This window comes from Xanthomonas indica, from assembly GCF_040529045.1.
In the GTDB taxonomy this organism is placed as follows: domain Bacteria; phylum Pseudomonadota; class Gammaproteobacteria; order Xanthomonadales; family Xanthomonadaceae; genus Xanthomonas_A; species Xanthomonas_A indica.
Window position 1 is genome coordinate 1927187 of sequence record NZ_CP131914.1, and the last position, 13762, is coordinate 1940948.

10 protein-coding genes and 1 pseudogene are annotated in these 13762 nt (G+C 70.6%); 8 read left to right on the forward strand and 3 right to left on the reverse strand.

What is annotated here, in order from left to right; translation table 11 throughout:
- Nucleotides 1-21: 21 nt before the first annotated feature.
- A complete protein-coding gene (locus Q7W82_RS08415) occupies nt 22-2304 on the reverse strand; it encodes a glycoside hydrolase family 3 N-terminal domain-containing protein (protein ID WP_242156429.1) in 2283 nt (760 codons plus the stop codon).
- Nucleotides 2305-2671: 367 nt separating this feature from the next.
- Here Q7W82_RS08415 and Q7W82_RS08420 point away from each other — a divergent pair, with 367 nt between their 5' ends.
- The 3 genes and pseudogenes from Q7W82_RS08420 to Q7W82_RS08430 all read left to right on the forward strand — a co-directional run.
- Nucleotides 2672-4057, forward strand: coding sequence for a DUF763 domain-containing protein (locus Q7W82_RS08420; RefSeq protein WP_242156431.1), 1386 nt, complete (start codon nt 2672-2674; stop codon nt 4055-4057).
- Between the two features lie 375 nt (nt 4058-4432).
- Entirely contained in the window at nt 4433-5005 is a 573-nt protein-coding gene (locus Q7W82_RS08425; RefSeq protein WP_242156433.1) for a phosphatase PAP2 family protein, read from the forward strand.
- A 124-nt stretch (nt 5006-5129) separates the two neighbouring features.
- Nucleotides 5130-5624, forward strand: a pseudogene (locus tag Q7W82_RS08430) (DUF6496 domain-containing protein); the annotation flags it as partial.
- Nucleotides 5625-5978: 354 nt separating this feature from the next.
- Here Q7W82_RS08430 and Q7W82_RS08435 read toward each other — a convergent pair.
- A complete protein-coding gene (locus tag Q7W82_RS08435) occupies nt 5979-6329 on the reverse strand; it encodes a nucleotide pyrophosphohydrolase (RefSeq protein WP_242156435.1) in 351 nt (116 codons plus the stop codon).
- A 178-nt stretch (nt 6330-6507) separates the two neighbouring features.
- On the opposite strand from Q7W82_RS08435, the gene Q7W82_RS08440 reads away from it, so the two are divergent.
- From Q7W82_RS08440 to Q7W82_RS08460, 5 genes are all read left to right on the forward strand, one after another.
- Nucleotides 6508-7671 (forward strand): zinc-dependent alcohol dehydrogenase, encoded by a 1164-nt coding sequence (locus tag Q7W82_RS08440; protein WP_242156436.1) that lies wholly within the window; start codon nt 6508-6510, stop codon nt 7669-7671.
- Nucleotides 7672-7851: 180 nt separating this feature from the next.
- A complete protein-coding gene (locus tag Q7W82_RS08445) occupies nt 7852-8832 on the forward strand; it encodes an acyl-CoA dehydrogenase (RefSeq protein ID WP_242156438.1) in 981 nt (326 codons plus the stop codon).
- Nucleotides 8820-9587, forward strand: coding sequence for a PIG-L family deacetylase (locus Q7W82_RS08450; RefSeq protein WP_242156440.1), 768 nt, complete (start codon nt 8820-8822; stop codon nt 9585-9587). Before Q7W82_RS08445 ends, Q7W82_RS08450 begins: the two co-directional genes overlap by 13 nt.
- Nucleotides 9584-10180, forward strand: coding sequence for a class I SAM-dependent methyltransferase (locus Q7W82_RS08455; RefSeq protein ID WP_242156442.1), 597 nt, complete (start codon nt 9584-9586; stop codon nt 10178-10180). The genes Q7W82_RS08450 and Q7W82_RS08455 overlap by 4 nt, the downstream gene beginning before the upstream one ends.
- Nucleotides 10177-10875 (forward strand): glycosyltransferase, encoded by a 699-nt coding sequence (locus tag Q7W82_RS08460; protein WP_242156443.1) that lies wholly within the window; start codon nt 10177-10179, stop codon nt 10873-10875. The genes Q7W82_RS08455 and Q7W82_RS08460 overlap by 4 nt, the downstream gene beginning before the upstream one ends.
- 647 nt (nt 10876-11522) lie before the next feature.
- On the opposite strand, the gene Q7W82_RS08465 is transcribed toward Q7W82_RS08460, so the two are convergent.
- On the reverse strand, nt 11523-13637 hold the full coding sequence (locus Q7W82_RS08465) for a catalase (RefSeq protein WP_242156444.1): 2115 nt from the start codon (nt 13635-13637) through the stop codon (nt 11523-11525).
- Nucleotides 13638-13762: the final 125 nt, after the last annotated feature.

Below are 13762 nucleotides of genomic sequence, written 5' to 3' on the forward strand. Positions count from 1 at the left end.
CTCAGCGAAGGCGCGCTGCGATCAGCCCAGCAGTTCGAAGCTGGCCGACAACCCCGGCGCTTGCGCCGAGGGCGCCACCCACAGGTCGAACTGGCCCGGTTCCACCGTCGGCGTGAGTGCCTGGCCGACGAACAGCAGATCCTCGCGACGCAGCACGAATTCGACACCCGCGCTGCCGCCGGCCGGCACCGCGACCTTGCGAAAATCCTTCAGCTCGCGCACCGGGCGGGTGATGCTGGCGCTGCGATCGCGCACGTACAGTTGCACCACTTCCTCGGCGTCGTGATGGCCGCGGTTGTGGATGCGCGCGGCGATCTTCAGCGTGCCGCCGGCTGTCAGCCGCGATGCGCTCAAGCTCAGTTCGCCGTACTCGATGCGGCCGTAGGTGAGACCGTGGCCGAACGGGAACAGCGCGGTGTTGGAGATCGTGCGGTAGTGGGTGGTGAACGGCGTCAGCGCGTTCGGGCGCGGATCGGGGCGACCGGTGGGCTTGTGCGCGTAGTAGTACGGCGACTGCCCCGATTCGTGCGGGAAGCTCACCGGCAGGCGCCCGGAGGGGCCATGCACGCCGAACAGGATGTCGGCCAGGGCCGGGCCGGAGGCCGAGCCGAGGAACCAGCTGACCAGGATCGCCGGCGCTTCCAGCACCGCGCCATCGAGCACCAGCGCACGGCCGTTGCTGAGCACCACCACCACCGGCGTGCCGGTGGCGGCCACCGCCGCCAGCAGCGATTGCTGCACACCGGGGATGACGATCTCGGTGCGCGACTGCGCTTCGCCGGAGTAGCGCAGCGGTTCGCCGATCGCCAGGATCGCCACGTCGGCGGCGGTCGCCGCCGCGACGGCCGCCTGCACGCCGCCCGGCAGTGCGTGCTCGAAGGCGCAGCCTTCCACCACCTGCAATGCCGCCGGCTCGGCCAGCTGCGCGCGCAGCGCGGTGGCCAGGTCGTTGCCGCTGTCGTCGCCGCCGAACAGCGTCCACGGGCCTGCGCTGTCCACCCAGTTGCTGGCCATCGGCCCGATCAGCGCGATGCGCTGGCCCTGGCGCTTGAGCGGCAGCAGCTCGCCCTCGTTCTTCAGCAGCACCACCGATTTGCGCGCGGCTTCGTGCGCCAGCGCCAGCGTCTCCGGACGCCGCTGCCGCGCCTGCGCGCGCTCGGGCACGATGCGCAGGAACGGGTCGTCGAACAGGCCCAATGCGGCCTTGAAGCGCAGCACGCGGCGCACCGCGTCGTCCAGCCGCGCCATCGGCACCGCGCCGGCGGCGACCAGGCCGGGCAGGTGCTGCAGGTACAGCCCGCTCTGCATGCTGATGTCCACCCCGGCCAGGAACGCCAGCCGCGCCGCGTCGCGCGCATCGCGGGCGTAGCCGTGCGCGACCAGCTCGAGGTCGCCGGTGTAGTCGGAGACCACCAGCCCGCTGTAGTTCCATTCGCCGCGCAGCACCTGGCTCAGCAGCCAGGTGTTGGCGGTGGCAGGGACGCCGGACAGCTCGTTGAAGGAGGCCATGGTGGTCACCGCGCCGGCGCCGAAGGCGGCCTGGAACGGCGGGAAATACACTTCGCGCAAGGTGCGCTCGGAGATGTCGACGGTGTTGTAGTCCAGGCCCGCCTCGGCGGCGCCGTAGGCGGCGAAGTGCTTGGCGCAGGCGGCCAGCGCGTCGGCATGGTCGATGCCTTCGCCCTGGAAGCCGCGCACGCGTGCCTCGGCGAAACGCCGGCCCAGCAGCACGTCCTCGCCGCTGCCTTCCACGCCGCGGCCCCAGCGCGCATCGCGGGCGATGTCGACCATCGGCGCGAAGGTCCAGTCGATGCCGACCGCGCTGGCTTCCAGCGCGGCGGCGCGCGCGGTGCGCTGCGCCAGCTCCGGCTCGAAGCTGGCGGCTTCGCCCAGCGGCACCGGGAAGACGGTGGTGAAGCCGTGGATCACGTCGGCGGCGAACAGCATCGGGATCTTCAGCCGGCTCTCCAGCGCGGCCTGCTGCAACTGCTGGTGCCAGCGCACGTTGGAGCCGTTGAAGATGCCGGTCAGGCGCCCGGCGCGCGCGGCGGCCAACTGGCCCTCGGCGGTGGGGCGCACGTTGACCGGGTTGGCGGCCGCGGCCGCGTCGGTCTGCTGCGCCGAGCCGAACAGGGTCAGCTGCCCGGCCTTTTCTTCCGGCGTCATCCGTGCGATCAGCGCGTCGATGAAGGCCGGTGTCTTCGCCGGCGCGCGCGGCAGGGCCAGGCCCATCGGCACGTGCGACAACAACGCGAACGAACCGGCGCCGAGCAACAGCCCGCGCCGCGTGCTACGAAACGCCATCGGCAACCCCCCCGTGTGGACCCCGACGGCCACGCTACCCCATCGGGGAAGGAAAGCTGTGATGCAGTGCACGATCGTGGGCCTGCCGCCGCATCCTGCACTCGCGGCTGACGCCCTTCCCGCATCAGTTCGAAGCACTCCCTGCGTCCTGCCGGTTTGCTGCGAAGGAGCGGCTTGAGCCGCGATGCGCGTGCTCAGCCAGGCGTGTCGTCGCCGATGTCGAACAGAGGGGCTCCCATCGGACGCGACCCCGCGTCGCGCGCGTTGCCCGCCGCCTGTACTGAACCGCTCAGCCCGCGCGCGCCTGCCGGCTCGCCCGGTGAGACCGGCACTGGCTACCCTGGTGCACCACTTTCCCGGAGCCCCCATGAGCCGACGTTCCGGCAGCGCCGATCTGCCCCTGCACGGTGGCCGCGTGCCGCACTGGCTGGGCGCGCGCATGACCCGGCTCGGCGCGGTGATGTGCCAGGCCATCGTGCACAGCTACGGCCGCGACGAACTGCTGCGGCGGCTGGCACATCCGTTCTGGTTCCAGTCGCTGGGCGCGGTGATGGGCATGGACTGGCATTCCTCCGGCATCACCACCAGCGTGCTGGGCGCGCTCAAGCGCGGCCTGGCGCCGCTGTCCGGCGAACTGGGCATCCACGTGTGCGGCGGCCGCGGGCGGCATTCGCGGGCCACGCCGGACGAACTGCAGGCGGTGGGCGAGCGCACCGGCCTGGACGGCGCGGACCTGGCGCGGGTCAGCCGCCTGGTGGCCAAGGTCGACAGCGCCGCGGTGCAGGACGGCTTCGACCTGTACCTGCACGGCTTCATCGTCAGCGACGACGGGCGCTGGGTGGTGGTGCAGCAAGGCATGCACGGCGCGCGCAAGCAGGCGCGCCGCTACCACTGGCTGTCGGAGGGGCTGAGCAGCTTCGTCGACGCGCCGCATGCGGCCATCGACGGTCCGCGCCAGGGGCGCATCGTCAACCTCGCCGATCACCGTGCCGCCGCCGCGCGCGCGGCGCAGGTGGACCTGCTGCAGACGCTGGCGCCGGAGCGCATCGCCCGCGAATACGCGGCGCTGGAGGCCGCGCAGGCGCCGGACACCGCAGCCGCAGCGCCGCCCCGCACCGTGTTGCGGCGGTGCGATACCGTGCCGGCCGGCGATGCGCTGTTCGCCGCCACCGGCGACCTGTTCGCGCCGGCGGCGGCCGCAGTGCCCGAGCGCCGGCCGGCCGACCTGCCGCATCTGTCGCTGCCCGACCACCACGACGTGCGCGGCAGCGACGTCGTGGTGCGGCGCTTGCACGGCGCGCTGGCCGCCGCCGCCGACTGCGGCCCGCGCGATTTCCAGGATCTGCTGCAGGTGCCGGGCGTCGGCGCGCGCACCGTACGCGCGCTGGCGCTGGTGGCCGAGGTGCTGCATGGCACGCCATGCCGCTTCAGCGACCCGGCGCGCTTCTCGCTGGCCCACGGCGGCAAGGACCGGCATCCGTTCCCGGTGCCGACGCGGGTCTACGACCACACCATCGGCGTGCTCAAGACCGCGGTCGCGCAGGCCAAGCTGGGCCGCGAGGAGAAGCTGGAGGCGATCCGCCGCCTGGACGCGCAGGCACGCCTGCTCGAGCCGACCGCGCGCGGTCCGTCGGTGGAGGACTACATCGCCGAAGAGCGCGCGCAATCGCACGCCTATGGCGGGCGCAGCGTGTTCGGCTGGGAGCCGGCGCCGCAGGCTGCCGCAGCGCGGCGTGCCGCACGCGCGCGCTGAGGAGCGGATGCGGCGCAGTGCTTGCGCCGCACGTGAACAGATGCAGGGTGTCGTGCAGAAGCGGCGTCAGGGCGCCTTTGATGGCTTCGGGGCCCGTGCCGTAGGAGCGGCTTCAACTGCGAGGTGCATTCCCGGTAAAGCCGGTCGCGGCTGACGCCGCTCCTGCGAGGGGCTGGCGGTGGTTCGGGAAGCCCCGGTACGCGCAGGGCGATGCGACGGATGGAGCAGGGGCCGGGCTTGTCGTGGCCGCGCTCGCGCCTTTGTCGCGCGCTGCGCACCACGATCCTCCCGTTCGAGCGATCGCCCGTATCATGGCGGCCACGGCGCACCGCGGCGGTGCCCCCAAGCGACGCGTACGAAGGACGTTTTTCCAGCATGTGGTCTGCCATCAGCAACTTCGGCGACGCGGCGATGACCTTGCCGCTGGCGCTCGTCTGCGCCGTTTGGCTGGCGCTGGGCACTGGCGGGTGGCGCGCCGCCGGCACCTGGCTGGGTCTGGTGGCCACCGCTGCGGTCCTGGTCGGTGCCACCAAGATTCTCTACGCCGGCTGCGGCGTGGAGTTGCGTGCGTTGCAGTTCCGGGTGATCAGCGGACACACCATGCTCGCCGCGTGCGTGTGGCCGATGGCCTGCATGCTGTGCCTGCGCGCCCGCCCGCGGCCGCGGCTGGCGGTGGCCTGCGGGTTCGCCATCGCCAGCGTGATCGCCATCGCCCGCATCTATGCGCGTGCGCACAGCCTGTCCGAGGTCGCGGTCGGCGTGGTCGTCGGGGCTGTGACGACCGCCTGTTACCTGCAGTGGCGCGGTGCGCCGCAGCTGCCTGCTCGCCTGCGGGTGTACGCCATCTTGTCGGTGGCCCTGGTCGCTGTGCTGATGTACGGGCGCCATGCGCCGATCCAGCACGCCATCCAGACCTATTCGCCGGCGCTGTGCGGCCGCGACGGCTGATCGCGCCATCGTCCGCCTGCGGGCGCATGCACGCGCGCTTCGCCTGTCGTATGCCTGCTCTTGACCTGGGCGTTGCTACACCCGAAACGGATGGCCGTCGTGGCCGCTATCAGGAGACGTATCGATGCCGGAGCAATCCACCACCACCCGTGCGCGCCGCGCCAAGCACGAAGGCAAGGCTGGCACGACCCAGGCCGGCGAATTCGTGCGTGAGGAGATCGACCGCGTGCGCGAGGGCAAGACGCAGGTGAAGTCGACCAAGCAGGCGATCGCCATCGGTCTGTCCAAGGCACGCCGTGCCGGGGTCAAGACCGGTGCGTCGAAGACCGCGTCGAAGTCCACCAAGAAGAAGATCGCGCAGGAAGAGGCCAAGGGCGGCAAGCAGGGCAAGCCGTCGCCGACGCGCTCGCGCGGCGCCAAGAAGGCGCTCAAGACCGCCAACAAGGGCACGACCGCGCGCAAGGCCGTGGGCAGCGAGGCGCTGTCGACGCAGACCAAGCGCGCGGCGAAGAAGCGCAGCGCCAGCAGCCGCTCGGCGGCGGCGAAGAAGGCCGCGCAGACCAAGGGGGCGACGGTGCGCAAGGCCGCGGCCAAGAAGGCGGCGCAGACCCGGGCCAAAAAGTCCGGTACGCGCGCGTCCGTCGCAAAGAAGAGCACGGCGACGTCCACGTCGGCGAGGAAGGCGACGGCCAAGAAGGCCGCGAGCAAGGCGTCTTCGGCAAAGAAGACGGCGACGAAAAAGACGGCCTCGAAGAAGACCGCATCGAAGAAGACCGCCTCGAAAAAGTCGACCGCCAGGAAGACGCCGGCGAAGAAGAGCGCTGCCAGCAAGCGCACGACCAGCAAGCGCGCCAGCAAGACCTCGTCCGCGCGCAAGCGCAGTTCGAGGGCGAGCGCCTAGCCGCCGATGATGCGTGGCGGCGCACGCCGCCGCCGTGCATTGCACTTCCGCCCTGTACGCCGCCTGGTGTGCTTACAGTTCGGTGTACTTGGTGATGCGGCCCTTGGCCAGCTCCACCGGATACTTGGCGGCGTTGGCCAGCATCTTGCGCTGTGCGGCGTCGATCGGGTCGATGCCCAGCTTGTCGCACAGCTGCACCAGGTACAGCAGCACGTCGGCGATTTCGCTGCCGACCTGCTGCTTTTTTTCTGCAGACAGCTGCCGGCTCTGCGCGTCGTCCAGCCATTGGAAATGTTCCAGCAGTTCCGCCGCTTCCACCGAGAGCGCCGCGGCGAGATTGCGCGGACTGTGGAACTGGCCCCAGTCGCGGGCGTCGGCGAAGGCGCGTTGGGCGGTCTGCAGGTCGTGGAGGCTGTCGGGCATGGCATCGGCTCGCAGTGGGGACGGCGCATGGTAATGCAGCGGCGGCGCGTGCACGCAGGGCACGGCCTGCAAGGCATGCACCTCGGTCGCGACATCGGACTCACGGCATGGTCACCGACGATGCACGGCATCGGCAGCGACACTGCATGCACGTGTTCGCAGACGAAAGGAACTACCCATGCAAGCTCTGACCTATCACGGCACCCGGGATGTGCGCGTGGAAACCGTTCCCGACCCCGTGCTGGTGGAGACCGACGACATCATCCTGCGCGTCACCGCCACCGCGATCTGCGGCTCGGACCTGCACCTGTACCGCGGCAAGATCCCCGACCTGCACACCGGCGACGTGCTCGGACACGAGTTCATGGGCGTGGTGGAGGAGGTCGGCCCGGACGTGCAGCGGGTGAAGAAGGGCGACCGCGTGGTGATCCCGTTCGTGATCGCCTGCGGCGAGTGCTTCCATTGTCGCCTGACCGAATACGCTGCCTGCGAGACCACCAACACCGGCAAGGGTGCGGCGCTGAACCAGAAGGGCATCCGCCCGCCGGCGGCGCTGTTCGGCTACAGCCATCTGTATGGCGGCGTGGCCGGCGGCCAGGCCGAGTACGTGCGCGTGCCCAAGGCCAACGTCGGCCCGCTGGTGGTGCCGGACGTGCTGCACGACGAGCAGGTGCTGTTCCTGTCCGACATCCTGCCCACCGGCTATCAGGCCGCGCTCAATGCCAGTGTGCGCCAGGGCAGCACCGTGGCGATCTTCGGCGCCGGCCCGGTCGGCCTGATGACTGCGGCCTGCTGCCGCATGCTCGGCGCCGAGCGCATCTTCATGGTCGACCGCTATCCGTATCGGCTGGACTTCGCCCAGCGCACCTACGGGGTGATCCCGCTGAACTTCGAAGAAGTGGACGATCCGGCCGACATCATCGTCGGCCAGACCGACGGCCGCGGCGTGGATGCCAGCATCGACGCGGTGGGCTTCGAGGCCAAGGGCAGCACCGTGGAGACGGTGATGGCCACGCTGAAGCTGGAAGGCAGCAGCGGCACTGCGCTGCGCCAGTGCATCGCTGCGACGCGCCGTGGCGGCACCGTCAGCGTGCCCGGCGTGTATGCCGGTTTCATCCACGGCTTCCTGTTCGGCGATGCCTTCGACAAGGGGCTGAGCTTCAAGATGGGCCAGACCCACGTGCAGCGCTTCATGCCGGAACTGCTGGAGCACATCGGCGAGGGCCGGTTGCGCCCGAACGAGATCATCACCCACCGCCTGAGCCTGGCCGAAGCGGCGCAGGGCTACTCGATCTTCGACAAGAAGGAGCAGGACTGCCGCAAGGTGATCCTGACCCCGTAAGCCCGCGCAACACCATCGCCACCGCGGCATCGGTATGGCGATGGCCACGCGCCGGGGATGAATGCTTCATGCGTGTGGACGTTGCCGTGCCGCGCGCACACGCGCTATGCGCACGCAGCCTGCTGTGATCACATGGCGGCGCCGCCGACTTTGCCTGCTGCCTTCGCATAGAGGACTCGCTTGACCGAACTGCGCTGTCCCACCGCCCTCGGCGATGCCGATGCCTTGCGCACCGCTGCGCTGCACGCGCTGGCACGCTATCCATACTTGCCGCTGCCTGGCGGCGGCGACACCCTGGACCGCTGGCGGATCCTCGCCGAGATCGCTGCGGTCGACGTGTGCCTGGCCAAGGTACTGGAAGCGCATTACGACGCACAGGCGATCCTCGCCGAACTTGGTGCGCCGGCGCCGCCGCCCGGGCAGCTGTTCGCGGTGTGGGCTGCGGAAGCGCCGGACGCGCGCCTGGCCTATCGCGGCAATGCGCCACGCGGCGAGGTGCACGGCCGCAAGGCCTGGTGCTCCGGCGCCGGCATCGTCGACCAGGCGCTCATCACCGCGCACGATGTGGAGCGGCAGCAGTTGGTGCAGGTGCAACTGCGCCAGCCCGGCATCGCCATCGACGCACAGGCCTGGGCCGCGGTCGGCATGGCCCGCGTGGTCAGCGGGCCGGTGACCTTCGATGCGGTCCCGGCGCTGGCGGTCGGCGCGCCGGGCCAGTATCTGCATCGCCCCGGGTTCTGGCACGGCGGCGCCGGCATCGCGGCGTGCTGGTACGGTGCCGCGTGCGCGGTGGCCGAGCGCCTGCGCGCGCATCCCAAGCTGCCGCGCGACCCGCATGCGGCGATGCACCTGGGCGTGATCGACCAGCAGCTCGGCGCGGCCCGCGCGTTGCTGCGCGACCTGGCCGCCGCCATCGATGCCGCGCCCGGGCAGGCCCATCGGCATGCGGTGATCCGGTTGCGTTCGTTCGTGGAACGCGCGGCCACCGATGTGCTCGATCGCGTCGGCCGGGCACTCGGCCCAGCGCCGCTGTGCAGCGACCGCGAACATGCGCTGCGTTGCGCCGACCTCGCGGTGTTCGTGCGGCAGAGCCATGCCGAGCATGACTGGGCCGCGCTCGGCCAGGCGCTGGGCGAGCAGGCGCGGCCATGGCGGCTGTGAGTGCGCCGAAGCCGCAGATCCATGGCGACGGCACGCCGGAGTCGGCATGGCAGCGTTCGCCCTGGCTGGCCGCGTTGCCGCAGCGTCCGATCGAAGACCTGATCGCGGGCGCCGCGCGATTGCTGGTGGTGTCGCCGCATCCGGACGACGAAGCGCTGGGCTGTGGCGGCGCGATCGCGTGCGCGCGCCGGCTGGGCGTCCCCGTCCAGCTGATTGCGGTGACCGACGGCGAGGCCTGCTATCCGCACGATCCGTACTGGACGCCGCAGCGCCTGCGCACGGTGCGTCGCGCCGAGCTTGCCGCCGCCGTGGGCCGCCTGGGCGCCGACCCCGCCGCGATCTGTCACCTGGGTCTGGGCGACGGCCAGGTCGGCGCGCAGGAGACGGTGCTGGCCGAACGCCTGCATGCGCAGCTGCACGCCGGCGACCTGGTGCTGACCACCTGGCACCGCGATGGCCATCCCGACCACGAGGCCAGCGCGCGCGCGGTGCGGCAGGCCGTCGTCGCCGTCGATGCACGTCTGCTCGAATTCCCGGTCTGGGCCTGGCACTGGCTGCAGGCCGGCACCGCGCCGCCGGCCCTGCACGGCGCCGTCCGCTATGCCTTGAACGATGCCGACTGGCAGGCCAAGCAAGACGCGCTGCAGTGCTTCGCCTCGCAATTGGGCACCGCGCAGCCGACGGTGTCATCGCCGATCCTGCCGCCGCAGGTCCTGCAACGGTTCGCCCGCCGCTTCGAGGTCTTTGTCGCATGAGTTCGGTCCAGGCCTATTTCGGCGCCCTCTACCGCGACGACGATCCGTTCGGTTATCGCGAGCGCTGGTACGAGGCGCGCAAACGCGCGCTGCTGCTGGCCAGCCTGCCGCGCGCGCGCTTCGCGCGTGCCTGGGAGTTCGGCTGCTCCAACGGCGAACTGACCGCCGCCCTGGCGCCGCGCTGCGATGCGCTGCTGGCCACCGACCTCTCCGAGCGCGCGGTGGCCTTGGCCGCCCAGCGCAATGCCGCCACGGCGCACGTGCAGGTGCAACAGGCCGAGCATCCGCGCACCTGGCCGACGGGCCGTTTCGACCTGATCGTGTTCAGCGAGGTCGGCTACTACCTGCCGCTGCCGCAACTGCAGGAATGCGCGCAGCGCTTGCGCGCTTCGCTGAGCGAGCAGGGCGTGTTGGTCGCCTGCCACTGGCTGCATCCGTTCGCGCAGGCCTGCATGGACGGGCGTGCGGTGCACGCCCGCCTGGCGCAGCGCCTGGAGCTGCCGCGGCTGTTGCGCTATGAGGACGACGACGTGTTGCTCGAAGCCTGGAGCGCGACCCCGTACTCGGTGGCCGCGGCGGAGCGGCTGCGGTGATCGCGGTGCTGATCCCGGCGCACGACGAGGAGGCGTTGATCGGCGCCTGCCTGCGCTCGGTGGCGCGCGCGGCGCGATGCACGGGCCTGCGCGGCGAGGACGTGCAGGTGTTCGTCGCCCTGGACCGGTGCAGCGACGGCACCGCCGATATCGTCGCCGCGCATGGTGCGCACGCCGTTGCGCTGCAGACCGGGAACGTCGGCAGCGCCCGCGCGGCGGCGGCGCAGGCGGCGCTGGCCGCCGGCGCACGCTGGCTGGCCTGTACCGATGCGGACTCGGTGGTGCCGGCGAACTGGCTGTCGGCCCAGCTGGATTGCGCCAGCGACGCGTTCTGCGGCATCGTCACGGTGGACGACTGGGCCGAGTACGACACCAGGTTGCGCGATGCCTATTTGGCCGGCGAGTGCCGTGAGGACGACCACCCGCACGTGCATGGTGCCAACCTCGGCCTCAGCGCCGAGGTGTACCGGCGCTGCGGTGGCTTCCTGCCGCTGGCCGCGCACGAGGACGTGGCGCTGGTGGAGGCGCTAGTGCGCGCGCAGGCGCGGATCGCGCGGCGCGCGCAGCCGACGGTGACCACCAGCGCGCGGCGCGTGGCGCGTGCCCGGGGCGGCTTCAGCGACTATCTCAAGCAGATGGAGCGCCGCCTGGCCAATGCGCTGCTGCCAGCGGCCGACGGCGACGTCATGGCCTGAGCGCCGGCGCGGCGGTCCATCCAGGCGACGACGCAGCGATGGGCGCGGTCCCGCGACGGGCCTGCCTTCGCGGCGATCCGGCGCCGGAGGCCGAGACGTCTTGCAGGAGTGCCGCAGTGCGGCATCGACGCCGCGGTCGTGTGCCCCAGGCCACGGCCGACGGCCGGTACGACAGGGCCTTTGGGAGGTCGGCTCACCGTCCGTCGTCGACATGTGAAATTTTCACGCCCCCTTCACCTGGGGTGGCGGTAGACACGCCCCGCCGGGGTTCGGGATAAGTTTTTGCCGTCGCGCCTGGCGGCTGGCCGCCCAGGAGCTGCTTGGCCCAATCTTGTCAAGTCCGTGACATTGCTTTTTGTTCTGAATCAATTACTTGGTGGTTTGGTAGAGGTGAAGGCGCATCCGCCCCGTTGTCCACAGGGGGTGTGGATGACTTCTGCATAAGGTTGTGGATAAGGCCGACGCCGGCCCGTGACACAACAGTGTCAAGAGGGGTGGCGAAAAATTGACCAGGCGATTTTCGGGCGGCTGTCACCTAGGTCCCGGAGCCTGTCTCATACGCCTCTTCAGGGCGGCGGACGGTGGCGGAAATGCGGGTCTCGCCACGGCGCCACCGTGCGGCGCCACAGCGGGAACCACCGCATTGCTCAGGCCAACAGGCGCAGCTTCGGCTCGCGGCTCCACTGCCGGGTCTTTGCGGCGGCGACGAAGCCCTTGCTGTCGCTGGCCTCGATCACGCCGGCATCCTTCTGCACGTTGCCGGCCTTCAGCAGCGGCTGCGCGCCGGCGTCGGCGGCGATGGCCTTGAGGTGGGCGAAGGCGTTGCTGACGAAGTCGATGGCTGCCGATTCCTTGCTCAGCCGCTTGCCGGCTTCGGCCGACAGCACCACTGCCACCGCGTCGAACACGAACGAGGGCGTGCCGGCCAACTGGCCGTCGGCGATCAGGCGCTTGCCGTCGCTGAGCACGGCACCGCCGAGTTTGGGTGCCACGATCTTGACCGCGGCACCGGCGTCGCTGGCGGCCTTGCGCAGCTCGCGCACGGTCTTGGCGTCCGAGCCCTCGTCGATCAGGATGCCGATCGCGCGGCCCTGCAGGGTGGGTTTCATCCGCCCGATCAATTGCAGCGCCGGCGACAGCGGCAGATCCTGCGGGGCGACCGCGGCCGGCGGTGCCGGTGGCAATCCGTCCATGCCCAGGCCGTCGGCGACGCGCTGCGCCAGCTTGGGATCGATGTGGCGCAGGTGCCCGACCACGGCCTCGCGCACGTGCGCGGTGTCGACCTTGGACAGTTCGAACACCAGCGCCGAGGCCACGTGCGCCTGTTCCGGCGGGGTCTGGCTGCGGTAGAACAGCCGCGCCTGGCTGTAGTGGTCGGCGAAGCTCTCGGCACGCACGCGGCCCTTGGCGCCGTCGTCGGGCTGGGTGCGATGGCTGACGAAGCCGCGCGCGGTCTCGCGCGGGCTGTCGGCCTGCAGTGAGCTGGGTTCGTAGGCGACGCGGCCCTTGGGCACGCCCATCTGCATGTGCCCATCGCGCTGCATGTTCGCGAACGGGCACTTCGGCGCGTTGATCGGCAACTGGTGGAAGTTGGGCCCGCCCAGGCGGCTGAGCTGGGTGTCCAGGTAGGAGAACAGGCGGCCCTGCAGCAGCGGATCGTTGGAGAAGTCGATGCCGGGCACGATGTTGGCCGGGCAGTACGCCACCTGCTCGGTCTCGGCGAAGAAGTTGTCCGGCCAGCGGTCCAGCACCATGCGCCCGACGATCTGCAGCGGCACCAGTTCCTCCGGGATCAGCTTGGTGGCGTCCAGGTGGTCGAACGGGAAGCTGTCGGCCTGTTCCTGGGTGAACAGTTGCACGCCCAGTTCCCATTCCGGGAAGTCGCCGCGCTGAATCGCCTCGAACAGGTCGCGGCGGTGGAAGTCCGGATCGGCGCCGGCCAGCTTCACCGCCTCGTCCCAGATCGTGGATTGCAGGCCGAGCTTCGGGCGCCAGTGGAACTTGACGAAGGTGCTGCGGCCTTCGGCGTCGAGCAGGCGGAAGCTGTGGATGCCGAAGCCTTCCATCATGCGCAGCGAGCGCGGGATGGTGCGGTCGCTCATCGCCCACATGATCATGTGCAGTGACTCGGGCATCAGCGAGACGAAGTCCCAGAACGTGTCGTGCGCGCTGGCCGCCTGCGGGAAGCCGCGGTCCGGCTCCATCTTCACCGCGTGGATCAGGTCCGGGAACTTCAGCGCGTCCTGGATGAAGAACACCGGGATGTTGTTGCCCACCAGGTCCCAGTTGCCTTCCTTGGTATAGAACTTGACCGCGAAGCCGCGCACGTCGCGCGGGGTGTCCACCGAGCCGGCGCCGCCGGCCACGGTGGAGAAGCGGGTGAACACCGGCGTCTTCACCCCGACCTCGGTCAGTAGCGAGGCGGTGGTGTACTTGGCCAGCGAGGCGGTCAGCTCGAAGTAGCCGTGCGCGGCGCTGCCGCGCGCGTGCACGATGCGCTCGGGAATGCGCTCGTGGTCGAAGTGGGTGATCTTTTCGCGCAGGATGAAATCTTCCAGCAGGGTCGGCCCGCGCGGGGTGGCGCGCAGCGAATTCTGGTTGTCGGCGACCGGAATGCCCTGGTTGGTGGTCAGCGGCGGATGCGTGCCGCCGGCTTGCTGATGCAACTCATCGCCATGGCCGCGCTGATCGGCAGGCGCAGCGGTGGAAACGAGGGCGGTGGATGATGTGGAATCGCTGGGCGTGCGCTTGCGGCTGGCCATGGAAGGTCGCTCCGGTGCGTGGCGGAAGAGGGCGTCGCGGTGGTGTGCCCGATACGTGAAGGCGCGGGCGTGGCGGAAGTCCCGATCCTGGGCGGCACGGCGTGAACGGGCCGTACAACGCGCCG